This window comes from Candidatus Neomarinimicrobiota bacterium, assembly GCA_022560655.1.
Lineage (GTDB): Bacteria > Fidelibacterota > Marinisomatia > SCGC-AAA003-L08 > TS1B11 > JADFSS01.
The window spans coordinates 1-14385 of sequence record JADFSS010000057.1; the positions used below are offsets into that span (position 1 = coordinate 1).

Genomic DNA, 14385 nt, shown 5'->3' on the forward strand with positions numbered 1-14385 from the left:
AATGCCATCAGAACGTTGGCCACCCTGAAGGATATGGGGCATACCGTGGAAAGCCTCGTGCAACAGCAGCAGGAGGCAGAGAAGCTGGGGCAGTCGTTAAAATCTTTGCTTCAGAAGCCTAAGTTACAAGGGAATTATGGTGAAACGATCCTGGAAGAGCTGCTCGAAAGGGTACTTCCTCAGGGGATTTGGGAACGGCAGTATACCATTGATAACAGAGAGCGAGTTGACGTTGCGATAAAGGTTAAGGACATAGTGGTGCCCATAGACGCGAAATTTCCCAGGAGCCATTATGACCGGTTTCTGAACGCTGAGACCTCGGACCAACGGAAGGAGCACTGGAAGGCCTACATAACTGCGCTTAAAGTTCAGATCAAGTCAATCAGTTCAAAATACGTTAAGCCTGAAAAAGGAACAACAGAAGTCGCCCTTATGTTTATTCCTTCCGAAGCTATGTATTATGATACGTTTGCAGCGAAGGATTTTGCTGGTGAATCGGAAGCAATATCTGATTTTGCGCAGACCCATAGCGTTGTTCCTGTAAGTCCCAACACACTCTTTGTCTTTCTGCAAATGGTGATTTTAGGCATTCGAAACATTGATATCGTCAAGAATGCAAGGCGTCTGCAGGTGGGTCTTGCAGCGTTGGAAAGGAACTTCGATCTGTTTTTCAAGAAGTTTGAGGAAGTGGGCAAGGGCATCGAGAAGGCGTCAGAAGCCTACCAGGTGGGCGAAAGGCACATCAAGCGCTTCAAGAATAGTCTCAGTGAAACTATCGGCCTGGAAATCCCTGAGGCTCAACTACCAGAAATGGACGATTCACCCCCCTCATCCGTATAAAACACCGCCACTTCATCCAGCCTTTTGCGCTGCAAGTCGGGCACCTGGCAGCCTTCGGCGGGGTAGCCGATTGGAATCAGGACGAACGGCTTCTCGCTGGTTGGCCGGCCCAGAATTTCGCCGAGAAATTTCATCGGACTGGGCGTATGGGTGAGGGCTACCAGACCAGCCTGGTGCACAGCCGCCAAAAACATGCCCACTGCGATACCCACCGATTCCGTCACATAATAGTTCTTCCGTTTCTCGCCTGACGGCAGCAGCTCCAGCGTCTGCTGGAAGACGACTACCAGCCAGGGCGCGATCTCCAGGAACGGTTTGTGCCAATCCGTGGCGAAAGGCTCCAGCGCCTCGAGCCACTCCTCGGGCATTCGGTGCTCATAGTTGAGGCGCTCCTCCTCCTCCGCAGCCGTGCGAATCCGGGTCTTGATTTCAGGGTTTGATACCGCCACAAAGGTCCAGGGCTGCTTGTGCGCGCCGGAAGGGGCGGTGGAGGCAGTGCGTATCAGGTTGGCCACTACCTCCCTTGCCACCGGGCGGTCGCTGAAGTGCCTCACGGTGCGGCGCTGATTCAGCTGCTCGAATAGCTGCTGGCTCCGCCGGAGACATTCGTCATCGGCCACAGGGGTGTAATGCAGCGGTATGAATTGGTGCTGCGAGGGTTGGGATGAAGGCATAGTTCTGGCCCTTCATGATTAGCATCTGAAAGTCTGCATGGTACGGGCCGGTCAATTGGAAGTCAAGATTCTCTTTGGTGGCTTCATATGGCTTGCACGGGGCGAGTCACTCTGCTTAACTTTATTGAGACTTAGTCTCATTAACATTAAGCCCTATGACGTTGCTACACAAATTACTGTTCTCCTTCGTCCTGCTGACCGGTGTGCTGTTGGGTCAGGGCTCCGTCTCCGGGACCCTGACGAATGCCGTCACAGGCGAGCCCATTGCCCAAGGCAACGTTGTGGTCAAGGGTACCTCTCGTGGCGATGCCGCTGATCATGCCGGCTATTATGCCATCCACGGCTTGCCGGCGGGGAACCACACGCTGATCTTCAGCGCAATGGGCTTCGAGCCGATCGAGCGGGTGGTGATCGTACCCCCGTCAGCAGTCGCCCTGGACATTTCTCTGCAGCCCGTGATCCTGCAGGCACCTGTACTGCTGGTCATCCGCGAGCGTATCAGTTTGATCGGCGATCCATCCAATATCTTCACTATTCCAGGCGCCGCGCATGTGATCTCCAAGGTTGAACTGCGCAAACACAGCTACTCAAACATTCATCGTGTCCTGCAGCAGGTCCCCGGCGTCAACATTCAGGAAGAGGATGGCTTCGGTTTGCGGCCCAACATTGGGATGCGGGGCACGGGCGTGGAGCGTAGCCAGAAAATCGCCCTCATGGAGGATGGCGTCCTGATTGCGCCAGCCCCCTATGCCGCGCCGGCCGCTTACTATTTTCCCAGAGTAGGGCGCATGGAAAGTGTTGAGGTCCGCAAAGGTTCCAGCCAGATCAAATACGGCCCCAATACTAATGGCGGCGCGCTGAATTTGATTTCCACCTCGCTGCCTAGCCGGTTCACCACCCATCTCGATCTATCCACCGGCGCTTACAATGCGCGCCGGGCTCATCTGTATGCGGGCGCCTCCGGTAATCGGGTCGGCTGGCTGCTGGAGACCTTCCAGCACGCCAATGATGGGTTCAAGGTGCTTGATCGTGGGGGCAAGACCGGCTTCGCCATTGCCGACTTTCTGGCCAAAGTCAGGATAAACAACGGGAAAGGGACAGGGCTACTTCCATTCCTGGAACTCAAGTTAGGCTACACCGACGAAGTGTCTCACGAGACCTACCTGGGACTCACCGACAGCGATTTCAGCCGGCAGCCGTTCCATCGTTATGCCGCCTCAGGGAAAGACCGCTTGGACGCCCAGCACGCACAGGTCGGATTGACACATTTCACGATGCTTGGTGCCACCGCCGACGTCACCACAACCCTTTACCGCAATGTGTTCAAACGTAATTGGTACAAATTGGACCGGGTTGGGGGCCTGAAGATCGCTGACATCTTGGCCGATCCCGTCCGCTTTGCCGTCGAGGTCAGTTTGTTAGACACTGCTGACAGCGACCCGGACCAGTATCAGGTAAAGGCAAACAAGCGCGATTATTACGCCCAGGGTATCCAGACCTTCATCACACTGAAGTCGCGGCTGGGGCGGATCACCCACCAGCTGGAAGCGGGTCTGCGCTATCACGAGGATATGGAAGACCGGTTCCAGCATGTGGACAAGTACCAGATGGGTGCTGAAGGACTGCAGATATCCGCCGCCGGAGTGCCCGGAACCGGTGGGCAGAACAATGTGATCAGTACCGCCACAGCCAGAGCACTCTTCATCCAGGACAAGATCTCATTGAGTCTCATGACGATAACAACGGGTCTGCGCTACGAATCCATCTCATTTCACAGGCAGGACTACGGCCCTGATGACCCGCAGCGCACCGGCGCCGGCCTTACCTCCAATGCCACCAGCGTCATAGCCCTCATTCCCGGTGTTGGTGTTGATTACCGCCTAAGCTCCGACCTGAGCCTTTTCGCCGGCGTTCATAAGGGATTTTCTCCTCCCGGTCCAGGCGCCGGGGAGACACGGGCCGAAGAAAGCGTCAACACGGAGCTGGGCCTGCGCTACCGGCGCGCGGCACTTGGCCTGCTTGGGATCGCCTTCCATAACCGCTACGATAACCTGCTTGGCTCTGACCTTAGCGCCGTGGGCGGGGACGGTACGGGTGAGCAGTTCAACGGCGGCGAGGCCAATATCGCTGGCCTGGAAACCGTGGTCCGCTATGCATTTCGATACGCAGGGTTCGCCCTGTCGGCCAGGCTCAACTACACTCTCACGCGCGCCCATTTCGTGAACGATTTTGTCAGCGCCTTCAAGCCGTGGGGCAACGTCCAGGCCGGTGATGAACTACCCTATCTGCCTCGGCATCAGTGGGCAGCCAGTATCGGTGCGGAGAGACGGGTAGGGGCGCTCTACCTCAATGGCAGGTACGTAAGCCCCATGCGCACCCAGGCCGGCCAGGGCCCCATCGAAAGATCGGAAAGCACCGACGCCGCCCTGGTCTTCGATCTGACCGGGCAAGTAAACATTGCTCCCCACGCCGGGCTCTATCTCACGGTGACCAACCTCACAAATCAAACCTATATTGTGGCCCGTCGGCCTGCAGGCATCCGGCCCGGATTACCGCGCAGCGTGTCTGCGGGCATCAGGGTGGATTTCTAGACTCTTACGCTACGCGGACCTGCACCGTCCGCGCATCCCGGTTGCCGACTGGCAAAAGCTTGCTTCTTACACACCGACGAAGTATTCTTTGGGTCGGCATGGCATCTCCCCATCAAATGCGCCGATTTATCATCCTGGCAGGTTTGGCAGCAGCCCTGTGGGTCGGCATGCCGGCACAAATTCAGGGCGCCGCAAATTCCACTTCAACGTTGTCCGCCCGGGTTGTGCAGGAGCAGGACAAGGAGCAGAAGGCCGCTCGACCGAGGCGGCGCGGACGTAAGCCACCGCCCCAATCTGGCGGAGTCCGCAGGCGACCCTCATCCAGGCCCCGCCCCAGCGCCGAACAAGGTGACAAGCCATCCAGTCGGAGGCGAAGGCAAAGCGCGTCCCGTCGCCCCAGTTCCCGGCAAGGCCGCTCGTCCGCCGCCCGCAGTCCACGCCGGCGGCCAGCGGACGCCCCAGCACCTGCAGGGCGCTCGTCCAGACCTGCACCCCCGGCCGTGACAGCTTATGCGCCCGGGGAGCTGGAGTCCCTGGTCGCTGAAATCAGTTCACTTTCGCTCCAGCTAACGAGCCTTAGCCGCCAGTCAACTCAGCGGGTATTCGATGTGCAGCCCACTGGTAAATTTCCGTTGGGTCATAATTATCGTGTACCGGGCGATTACCGTCAGCTGCTACAGCTCCGCCGCCAGCATGAGGACCATCCCCAGGACCTGGCTGCACTGATAGCACTGGCCGACTTGCAGCACCGCAATGACAAGTTCGCTGAATCAGAGGGCTACCTGCTCAAGGCGCTGGCGCTGGAGCCGTTAAGCCAAGCCATGCTACTCCAGCTGGGTGAGCTCTACATCGAAAAGGGCGAATTCACCAACGCCTGGGGTACCTTTCAGGAGGTCATTTATCTGAATCCGGAGAACTTGATGGCGCTCCTGGCTCAAGGACGGGTCCGTGAGGCGGAAGGCAACTTTGCAGGCGCTATGGTGATCTATGACAAGGTGGAGGAGCAAGTCGGGCCGTCTGCCCGGATATATTATCGCCGGGCCATGAATCTGGCTGGGCGCGGCGATTTCGGTGATGCAGTTACTCTTGCGCGTGAGGGGTTGAACAGGTATCCTGATCATGCACCGCTCTACTACGCCCGGGCCCGGGCTTATGCGGGCTTGGGGTTGCTCGACCGCGCCAAAACAGACCTCTATGATGCCCTTGCCCTTGATTCGGAACTGTTGGTTGCCTTCGAAGCACTGGGGGATGTGTCGCTGCTCGAAGGCAACGCCGTGACCGCCATGCGCGCATTTCTGCAAGTGCTTGGCAAGCGGCCGGGGAGCGCGGAGGCGTCATTCAAACTGGGGCGTGCCTATCTACTGGACTTGCGGTTTGATGAAGCGGCACGCGAGTGGGAACTGCTTGACCGGCTGCACCCCAACGGCCGCAACCTGGCCCCCTGGCTGTCCCAGGCCTACTTTCTGCAAGCCCTCGAATATAAGCGCCGTGGGCGTTTCCGAGAGGCGCTTCAGGCCCAGCGCCGGGCACGGTCACGGGCTGGGGGGAACCAGCCGGAGTGGGTCGTTCAGGCCTTGGTGAGTGCCGGTGGCGCAGCGCTTGCGCACAACGAGTACCAGCGTTCTCTGGACTACTATGATCGCGCCATCAGGAACAATCCCTTTCGTGCCGACACCTTTGTGGCGCTGAGCCGGACCTACCGGGCAATGCAGGACAGTCGAGCCGAGCGAAACGCCCTCCAACAGGCGCTGGCCCTCGACCCTCAGCATCCCGACGCCCGCAGGGAACTGCTACGCGCCAATCAGCCCTGATGCTTTCAACGGCCTAGTTACTCTCCTACGATCCATGCGTTACTCGGCAACAGCGGGTTCGGCCTGTATCCTGATTGGCGCCCTGGCGGCCTATCTTCCAGGTCAGTCAACGGGGTCGAATACAGGCGGATCAGCCGCCGCCATGTTACTGCAGCGGGCTGCAACCGGCGATTCCAAGTCCGTACGCCTGTGGGAGGGGATCGATGCCATGTACTCTTACCGCTTTCACCAGTCGGAGACCGCACTGGAAGCGGCGCTGGCCCTTGACTCCCTTGAGGCCGTAGTTCCGTTCGTCGCCGTGGCTAACCAGTGGTTGATGAGCCTCACCGAGCACGGTTACAGGGCTTCCCACGAGGCGATGCTGCAGGCCATCGATGCCACCATACCCATGTATGAGTCTATGCTGTCCAGCGAAGGTCGGCGGCCTGAGATTTTGCTGTATTTGGGCAGTACCTACGGCCTGAAAACCAGAGTACACCTGGCGGATAAGAGCTGGCTCGCAGGTCTCTACGCCGGCATCAAGGGCTGGCGCATGATCCGCAAAGCCTATGCCGCAGATACGACGCTGGCGGACGCCTACCTCCCCATTGGTGTCTTTAGCTATTATGCCGGCCTGCAGTCGAGACCGGTACAATTGGTAGCCCGCATTTTCGGCCTGCAACCTGACCGGGAAGTGGGTCTGCGCATTCTCCGTCGAGCCGTCGAGGAGGCGCCCCATGCTTGGATTGAGGCGGCCAGTACCCTGGCCATTATTTACCTCTACTTGGAGAACGACCCGCACGCAGCCTTCCCCTACACCCAGCTCATTGTAGTTCGCTATCCCGGCAACTACTATTTCAACTTTCTATTCGCCGAGGCTCTGGTACGTAATGGCCGTCTGAAAGAGGCGCGTGAGTTCCTGCCCGCCTTGAAGAGCCTCTTCATGACATCCCACCCGACTCAGCGAATTGAATGGACGCTAAAATATGCCTCTTTAGAGGCGGCCCTGAGCTTTCAGGCAGGCGATCTGGACACAGCTCTTGAGCGCTGCCAATGGGTGATCGACCACTACAACATGGAGTTCGATTGGCATCTGGGTTTCGCCCACAATATTCGGGGGCAAATCAGAGAGAGTCGCGGCGACCTGGATGGCGCACGGGACGACTACCGCATCGTGGCGGGTCTCGGGAATCGAACCTTCGTGACTGCCGAGGCCCGAGCAGCGCTGCAACGGCTACGTATGAATTGACTCCGTTTGTAGCGGGTCTCTCCGGGACTTGGGCAGAGGAGGTGGGCACATTACTGGCTCAGAAAAGTCACAGCCCCGGAGCTACCAATTGCCATGTGGTCCGCCATAAGCGCCCATATCGTTCCGGCTGCCGTCGGGGTCATTGAAGGCCGGATCTGGGTTGCCCGCATCAATGCCGGGAGAGCCCGGCTGCAAGCGAAAGTTTCCCACCGCCGGATTGACGAATTCCGGCCCAGCAGCTAGATTCGTGCTGTCCAGAGCCGCCCAATCGGGGCCGGCGCCGGTATACAGTACCTGTGGTGCAAAAATATCGGGCGGTAGAGGCATAATATTTCCATTCCCGTTGTTCACGACGAGGCAGTTTTCGACTCTGGCGAACCCATTTTGCGACCATATACCCCCGCCGGCACTCTCGGGCTGCAAGGTGAATTGGCCCACCGCAGTGTTGCCATAGATTGTGCAGTTGACAATCCGCACCCGTCCAGAATTTGGATCAATGTAAACGCCGCCCCCTTGTTTAGTGGCGGAGTTGGAGAATATCAGGCAATTTTCCATGCGGGCAAGATCGAACAGGTACGCGCCGCCACCCCAACCGCCCCACGGCTGAACCAACCCCACCCGCGCCTGATTGCTCCGTAGGATCAGGTGACGGAGCACGGCCGAGCCGCCCGCATATATACCGCCACCGGTCAGTGCAATTCCCGCTTCAATGGTGAAGCCCTGGAGGAGGCCGCCTTCCACCTGGATCATGATGGAATCGGAGGCCAGGGGGCCCCGCTCGAGGAAAGTCTCATCGGCCCCCTCAGTCCCAATGATCACCAGGCCCTTACCCGCGATCTTCAGACCGGAAATATCGTAGTGTCCTGGTCCAACCAGGATAGTGTCTCCATCATCCATAATCGGGGACAAGGCAGCATCCGCCAGCAATGTGAAATCTTCGGGCACCGCAATCCGGGTCGTGGCGGGCACTTGCGCCTCAACCTCAGAGGCACCAAACGTACCGTCCGATCGAAATACTGCCACCTGGTAGCGCAGGATTTCGTCGTCGTAAATGGTGTCACGCCAAGTGTTTACTCGTGAATCGGTGATGGTTGCCAGCAGTTTCCAGCTGCCCAGGGCGGAGTCCTGTGAAAGCGCAAATCGCCGGCTGATGTGGAACGCCTGAAAATTGTCGATGCCCACCAGGGGCCAACCCAGATCCACAAAGCCTGATGTGATCAGCCGCTCGGTGCTCACCACGGCTGTCACCTGAAAGATGGGCTCATCTGAGGTAGGGGTCGTACTAAAGGGCCACTCGCAGCCCGCTGCTGCCACGAGAAATAAGATTGCTCTGGTCCTGAGGATGGGCTTCACAAGCTGACCCGCAGAGAGATGATCTGGCGATGGGATTCATAATATTGTGGCGGGGGGAGCCCCTCTTCAGCAGGATCGCCCCTCAATACGGGGAGGTCGGAAAACAGGTTGCGAATGGTGTAGGCGACGCTCACCTTCGCGTGCCACAGCTGCCGCCGGAGGATCAAGTTCAAGTTGGCGCTCTCCCGCCTTTCGAGCTGCAATGGTGTGGCTAGTCCGTTAAAAACAACGAATTGTGGTCCATCACGATAGTAATCAAAAACACCTGATATCCAACCTAGGCGCAGCTCCACTTGGTAGGCCAGACGAGCCTCCGGCTTGTTGGGGAAGATAAACGGATTATCCAGATTGATGCGCTGATAGGCCCACCGTGCTCTGAGCCGTCGCAACCAAATCTCAACCTCCAGAGACAGGTCGTAGCCCGCTACTCTTGCGCTGGGTGTATTAAGGGGGACCGGGGGCGCATCGGATAAAAATCGATAGGTAATTTTATTGGAATACTGGTTCACGAACAGGCTGGCCGTGGCCTTCAGGTTGGCCGTGGGATCAATCTGCGTCAGAAAACCGATTATGACTTGCGCGCCAACATCGGTTGTAATCAGAAATTCTGCCGCCAGCTTGTCAGCATCATCAATATTGTCAACGCTGTTGGCCCATAAGGACAAATCGTTCAGCGAGGGAAGTCGTTGGTTGCGTCCCTGATTCATGAAAAAAGTGTAGTAAAGCAACGGCGTGCTACCCTCCAGATGAACCCCCATACGCCGGGTTAATGACTGCTCCCCCCGGGGAATGCTGGCGTCCAGGCTCCAGACCGTATCCACCGTCCCGCCCAGTGTGCTGCCCCTGAACGAATTCACATTGTGTTCGGTATCTATTCGGTCGCCCCGCAGCCCGAATTCCCAGCGTATCTTGGATGCCAGTGGGTGGACGTCATCGCTCAGAAAGCGCAGGACTGCGGAGTAGCCCCAATCGCTTCTGGCGAGTCGGCTGGACTGCTCGACCCGGCTCCCACCAAATGAATCGAACGAGCTGTTGGTTCCGTTGAAGAGCTGTTTCTCATAATCCAGCTGGAAGGTGCTGCTCATCCTGCGGCTATTGACCTGCCGGCTCAGTCGGGCAGTAAGACCCGATTCGGCCAGATCGCGTTCGAGATTGGTGAAAAATTTGTCCTCCCAACCCCATTCTCGACGGCCTAAGAACAGAGACCAATCGGGCGAACCCAGTAGTGAGCCGGTGTAGGATGCGATGGTCAGCGTGGTTTGATCGCTCTGGGCAATCTGGCCAGTGGGTAATTCGAGCACGTTGTTCAGGTAATATTGTTTGACGGTCAGGTCGCCAAAGCGGGGCGTGAGTACGGCGGCCAGGGAGCCAATTGTCTTTGTATACAACACGTTGCCGTCATATCGTCGCGCTTTGCCTGAGAAGCGTCCTCCCACCGCCAGGGGACCTAGCCGAGTCGACGCGGACGCACTCAAATCCTGATCGCCCGGATCAGTCACTCCGTAGCCCCGGTAAATCGCCACCCGATTGGAGTCTGGCCGGCGGGAGGTCATGCTGACGACGCCACCGAAGGCGCCGCTGCCAAACAGGGTTGTTGCGCCCCCTTTGATCACCTCCACCCGCTCCAGGTCATTCATGTCAATGGAGGAGAGATCGGCTACCCCGGAATTCGCATCGTTCAGCCGCAATCCATCGAGAAATATGGCTACTTCATTGGCGTTGCTCCCCCGAATGCTCACGGTTTGCTTGCCGGTGGTTGATACGCTGATAGTGACGCTGGGCAGCGGCCGCAACACATCTCCCACGTCGCGCGCCCCCAGGCTTTCCATGGCCTCGGCGGTCACGATCTCGACGGCAGACCTAATATCTGCGGCGGCCCGGGAGTGGGGTGCCGTCACCAACACACCCTCACCCATAATATGGGTCGGGGTTAGCAACAAAATCAGCGTGGTGTCGTTGGCCACGATAACCTCAAGGGGTTTGTAGGCTATGTGGGTGATGTCCAGGGTCAGGGGGTAGCTCGAAGTGGTGGTAAACCGGAACTGTCCCTTGCTGTCGGAGGCTCCCCCCTCATCCGTTCCGCGAACCACGATATTGGCCCCCAGCACGGCTGCCCTGGTCCGACCGGACAATACCTGGCCCTCCAGAATTGCCTGGGCTTCCAGTACCACCGGCATGGCTGATAGCAAGGCGGCGGATAAGTATTTGGATATTCTGGCTATCACGGTGGTGTAAAGTCTTCCCGGCTACCGCTGACGATGCGCAATCCCTGTGTCGCGCCAGGGATGCTGCCGAGAGAACCAGCTTGTGGCCGGCAATAGGGTCCCTGCTCAGGTGTGGTCTTAATATCACGAGCCCACCGCGCAAATGCAAGACCTTCCAGAGGTCATCCTGTCAGCTGTGTCGTGACGAGACGCGTTATCGTAAGCTCAGTGACCCACGTCGCGATAGGTCCAGTAGCGATTGACAAAGTAGTTCCAGAAGAGGCCCGTGCCGGTAGTTACCATCTTTGCAGGTATATAGCCTTATGCGGCCGCCGTGACAGGAGCACGGGCCCCGCTGGCTGCCGTCACGAATGAAAGCAGCTGTCGCCTGCCGGGTGGCTCATCAAACAGGGCCTGGTAGCAGATCATGATCTGCATGCAGACGACAAAACCTTGCGTGGCGCCCAGTGCGAAGCCCACCGATTTCGGTTTCACCGAAGTGATCAGCCAGTAGAAAAGCAGATCTGGGATGGGGGAAAAAAAATTGGGGTTGCCCCGGCGCGTAATCCAAGTCCATGCGACCATGGATGAAGGCGTGGGGGTTGGAGAAACGATAGTTGCGAAGACTCCAGTTCTAGCCCAGGCCCCATGAAACCGAGAGCCGGCCCCCAAATAGGGGCGTATGGATAAAAATTGCCCCTACGGGCAGTTGGTTCCTGTTGAGCGGCAGCCTGCGCACGAGCCGGACCCGTTAATAGAAAGGCTGCACCCGCACGGCCCTGCCGACGCCTTGGCGTTCATCGCGGACGGTACCGTTGGGTGCCCGGGGAGTCCGTCAGCAGCTGCCAATTCCGCAAGTGTGGTTAGGGGACCAGGGAAGCATACTCTGGTTGCCAGACATAGTCCCTGATGGTGGCTTCCAGGTCGTTCGGTTCCTGTTCCGAGGTCACTTCCTGTCGATATGCCTCCTTGGCCACCGCTTCTGCGATGGCAATGGACACCTCCCGGATGCTGGATTGCCGGGGGTAAACGCTGCCTTCCCGTAACTGTGTCTCGGGGGTAAGCTCCGCCAGTCGGAGGGCGGCCCGATGAAACATACTGGCGCTGATCCGGGTGGCGCCGCTAATGAGGGCGCCGAGGCCGAGGCCGGGAAATATGTAGGCGTTGTTCCCCTGGCCAGGCCGATACCGCCGTCCATTGTGGGTCACCGGTTCGAAGGGACTGCCGCTGGCAAAGATGGCCTTGCCGTTTGTCCAGTGGTAGGCCTGCTCGGCCGTGCATTCGGCGCTGGAGGTTGGATTGCTCAATGCGAATATGATGGGTCGGTCCACATGGCTGGCCATCTTACGAATGACCGCCTCACTGAACAGTCCAGCTACTCCTGCGACGCCCAGTATTACGGTCGGTTTTACCCGCTCCACCACACCCTCCAGGCTGGCGCTCGGCGGCTCATCACGGGCAAACAGTTGCTTGCGCGGAGAAAGCTCCGCCATCCGGCCGGTGGTGATGAGGCCCTTGGAGTCAACCTGCCAGATGCACAGGCGGGCCTCCGCAGCGCTTAGTCCGTCGTCTTGCAGGCCTTCCAGCATGGCCTCAGCGATGCCGATTCCGGCGCTGCCGGCCCCCACAAATACGATGCGCTGGTCCGACAGGCGCTGACCGGTGATCCTCAGGGCCGCAAGAATCCCGGCCAGGGAAACGGCCCCCGTGCCCTGGATGTCATCGTTAAAAGCAAGCACCTGGTCCCTGTACTTGGCCAATAGGCGGAAGGCATTTGAATTGCCGAAGTCTTCGAATTGGATAATGCACAGCGGCCAGCGTTTCCGCACTGCCAGCACAAACTCATCCACCAGCTGGTCGTAGTCCCCCCCCCGCTCACGATCCCGGTCCAACCCCAGGTACAAGGGATCGCGGCGGAGGTCCGCGTTATCGGTGCCCACGTCCAGGCAGACCGGAAGGGTGTAGGCGGGGTCAATGCCTGCAGCTGCCACGTAGAGATTGAGCTTACCCACCGGTATGCCCATGCCGTTAAGGCCCAAATCGCCCAGACCAAGGATGCGCTCGCCATCGGTGACTACGGTGATACGGATATCCCGGTAGGGCCAATTATCCAGCAGACTGTCCACCCTGCCCAGGTCCTCTAGGCTGATGGTGAGCCCCCGGGGTCGGCGAAAAATACGGCTGTAGCGCTGGCACGCCAACCCCACTGTAGGCGTGTAGACGATGGGCATCATTTCCTCGAGATGATCAATCAGCAGGTGGTAGAAGAGCGTCTCATTGCGGTCCTGCAGGCCCATGAGGTAGACGTATTTTTCCAGGTCGGGCGTTTTCTGACAGTACTGATTGTAAACGCGGGCCAGCTGATCGGATTGTGAAGAATACCTGGGGGGCACCAACCCTCTGAGCCCCAGTTGATCTCGCTCCTCAGGTGAAAAGGCGGTGCCCTTGTTCAAAGTAGGGTCATGAATGAGGTCCAACCCCCGCTTTCCCAGGGTGCCTCGCTTCCTTGGCGCTCTGCCATCCATGCTCACGTAACCGCACCTGTATCGGTGATCGAAATCTGACGGCCTCCCATAATCATGTGGTAGAAGTTACGTTAACCCCGGGCTGAGGGCAGGGTCAACACGGGGATCTGAACATAACCGGTGCTGGCTGACTCCCATCCCCGGCGACCTGCCAGTACCTCAGTATTTGAATTCCACACTAAGGTTGATTGCTGATAACCCTATCTGGTCCGGAGCTGCAAAATCGGCGTTTTTCAGACGCACGTTCGGTGCGATATGAAGCTTACCGGCGACGGCATAATTCACGCCAAGAATGACAAACAGTTCCTCATTCGTCGAATTACCAGCACTGGTGTCGGCGTGATAAAAATCCACCCGTCCAAACAGCGCCAGCGTCGGGCGCAGCTGCAAATTGGCGTAGGCGGCCAGAATCTGTTGAGTCCGGGGACTATCGATCCAGGTATCTGTATACCGGTCAAATTCCGCCCCAACCCTCAGCCTGCCCCGGGACAGTCCGCCAAAGAGCGTCCACAGTGGCTTGATCTCGGTCACCGTGCCAGTTGCCTGGAGGACCTCCTCTGGTTCCAGGCTTAGCGTCACGCCCCAATTGTAGCCCGCAGCCGTGCCTAAGTTGGTGGCGCCGTAGACCACCTGGGTTGCGAGGCGCTTGAAGCGGTCATTTTCGACCTTTCGGAAGCCGGGACCATTGGTGAGTGTGGCATGCAGGTGCAACCGCTGCCCGAAGGTCCGCTTGAACCCGATGCCCATATCCGCCGAACTGGCGAATCTGTGCCGGTCCATGGGCGTCTTTTCGACAAACCGGTAGCCCCAATTGGCCTCAGACACGTTCCACAGGTTCATCCCTTGCAGGCCAATAATAATCTCACCCCAGGGAGAGTCCCACTGCACAGCCGCAATCTTCTGAAATACCGTCCAGGCGCTTCCGGTCCGGTCGACATCCGTGGTAAGTCTTACCTTGATGTCATCGGCGATGGCTTTCTGATAGGTCAAGTACACGCGGGAGAGTGCGAATTCATTTCTGCCATGGCTCGCGCCTTTAACGGTATCATAGGTATAGTGAAAGAAAACTTTGCCGGAAAAGCCCTCGGCGGCCAGAACGGAGGCACCGGTAGCGTCTCCGACATCACCATCAAGAACAACACCGTCACTGACCTCGTCT

The 14385-nt window shown here is 58.3% G+C and carries 10 protein-coding genes; 4 read left to right on the forward strand and 6 right to left on the reverse strand.

What is annotated here, in order from left to right:
• Positions 1-15 precede the first annotated feature (15 nt).
• Positions 16-840 carry a DNA recombination protein RmuC gene (locus IH971_08630; protein ID MCH7497902.1) on the forward strand — a complete coding sequence of 275 codons (825 nt, stop codon included), beginning with the start codon at positions 16-18 and terminating at the stop codon, positions 838-840.
• On the opposite strand, the gene IH971_08635 is transcribed toward IH971_08630, so the two are convergent.
• Positions 798-1514 carry a nitroreductase family protein gene (locus tag IH971_08635; GenBank protein ID MCH7497903.1) on the reverse strand — a complete coding sequence of 239 codons (717 nt, stop codon included), beginning with the start codon at positions 1512-1514 and terminating at the stop codon, positions 798-800. The genes IH971_08630 and IH971_08635 overlap by 43 nt on opposite strands.
• Positions 1515-1675: 161 nt before the next feature.
• Between IH971_08635 and IH971_08640 the strand changes: the two genes are divergently transcribed.
• The 3 genes from IH971_08640 to IH971_08650 all read left to right on the forward strand — a co-directional run bounded on the left by IH971_08640 (position 1676) and on the right by IH971_08650 (position 7144).
• Entirely contained in the window at positions 1676-4105 is a 2430-nt protein-coding gene (locus IH971_08640) for a TonB-dependent receptor (protein ID MCH7497904.1), read from the forward strand.
• Between the two features lie 500 nt (positions 4106-4605).
• A complete protein-coding gene (locus IH971_08645; protein ID MCH7497905.1) occupies positions 4606-5916 on the forward strand; it encodes a tetratricopeptide repeat protein in 1311 nt (436 codons plus the stop codon).
• Between the two features lie 142 nt (positions 5917-6058).
• Entirely contained in the window at positions 6059-7144 is a 1086-nt protein-coding gene (locus IH971_08650; protein MCH7497906.1) for a hypothetical protein, read from the forward strand.
• Positions 7145-7225: 81 nt separating this feature from the next.
• Here the strand turns inward: IH971_08650 and IH971_08655 are convergent, their stop codons facing one another.
• The 5 genes from IH971_08655 to IH971_08675 form a co-directional block, all read right to left on the reverse strand.
• Positions 7226-8497 (reverse strand): right-handed parallel beta-helix repeat-containing protein, encoded by a 1272-nt coding sequence (locus IH971_08655; protein ID MCH7497907.1) that lies wholly within the window; start codon positions 8495-8497, stop codon positions 7226-7228.
• Positions 8494-10674 (reverse strand): TonB-dependent receptor plug domain-containing protein, encoded by a 2181-nt coding sequence (locus IH971_08660; protein MCH7497908.1) that lies wholly within the window; start codon positions 10672-10674, stop codon positions 8494-8496. Before IH971_08660 ends, IH971_08655 begins: the two co-directional genes overlap by 4 nt.
• A 348-nt stretch (positions 10675-11022) precedes the next feature.
• On the reverse strand, positions 11023-11286 hold the full coding sequence (locus IH971_08665; protein MCH7497909.1) for a hypothetical protein: 264 nt from the start codon (positions 11284-11286) through the stop codon (positions 11023-11025).
• Positions 11287-11564: 278 nt separating this feature from the next.
• On the reverse strand, positions 11565-13226 hold the full coding sequence (locus IH971_08670) for an NAD-dependent malic enzyme (GenBank protein MCH7497910.1): 1662 nt from the start codon (positions 13224-13226) through the stop codon (positions 11565-11567).
• 159 nt (positions 13227-13385) lie between these two features.
• The coding region (locus IH971_08675; protein ID MCH7497911.1) for a hypothetical protein at positions 13386-14385 on the reverse strand (1000 nt) is incomplete at its 5' end.

Coding starts and splice junctions, on each gene's coding strand:
- IH971_08665 (MCH7497909.1), bottom strand. CDS start 11,286: ATGGTCGCATGGACTTGGATTACGCGCCGGGGCAACCCCAATTTTTTT.
- IH971_08660 (MCH7497908.1), bottom strand. CDS start 10,674: ATGCCGGTGGTACTGGAAGCCCAGGCAATTCTGGAGGGCCAGGTATTG.
- IH971_08650 (MCH7497906.1), top strand. CDS start 6,059: ATGTTACTGCAGCGGGCTGCAACCGGCGATTCCAAGTCCGTACGCCTG.
- IH971_08670 (MCH7497910.1), bottom strand. CDS start 13,226: ATGGATGGCAGAGCGCCAAGGAAGCGAGGCACCCTGGGAAAGCGGGGG.
- IH971_08635 (MCH7497903.1), bottom strand. CDS start 1,514: ATGCCTTCATCCCAACCCTCGCAGCACCAATTCATACCGCTGCATTAC.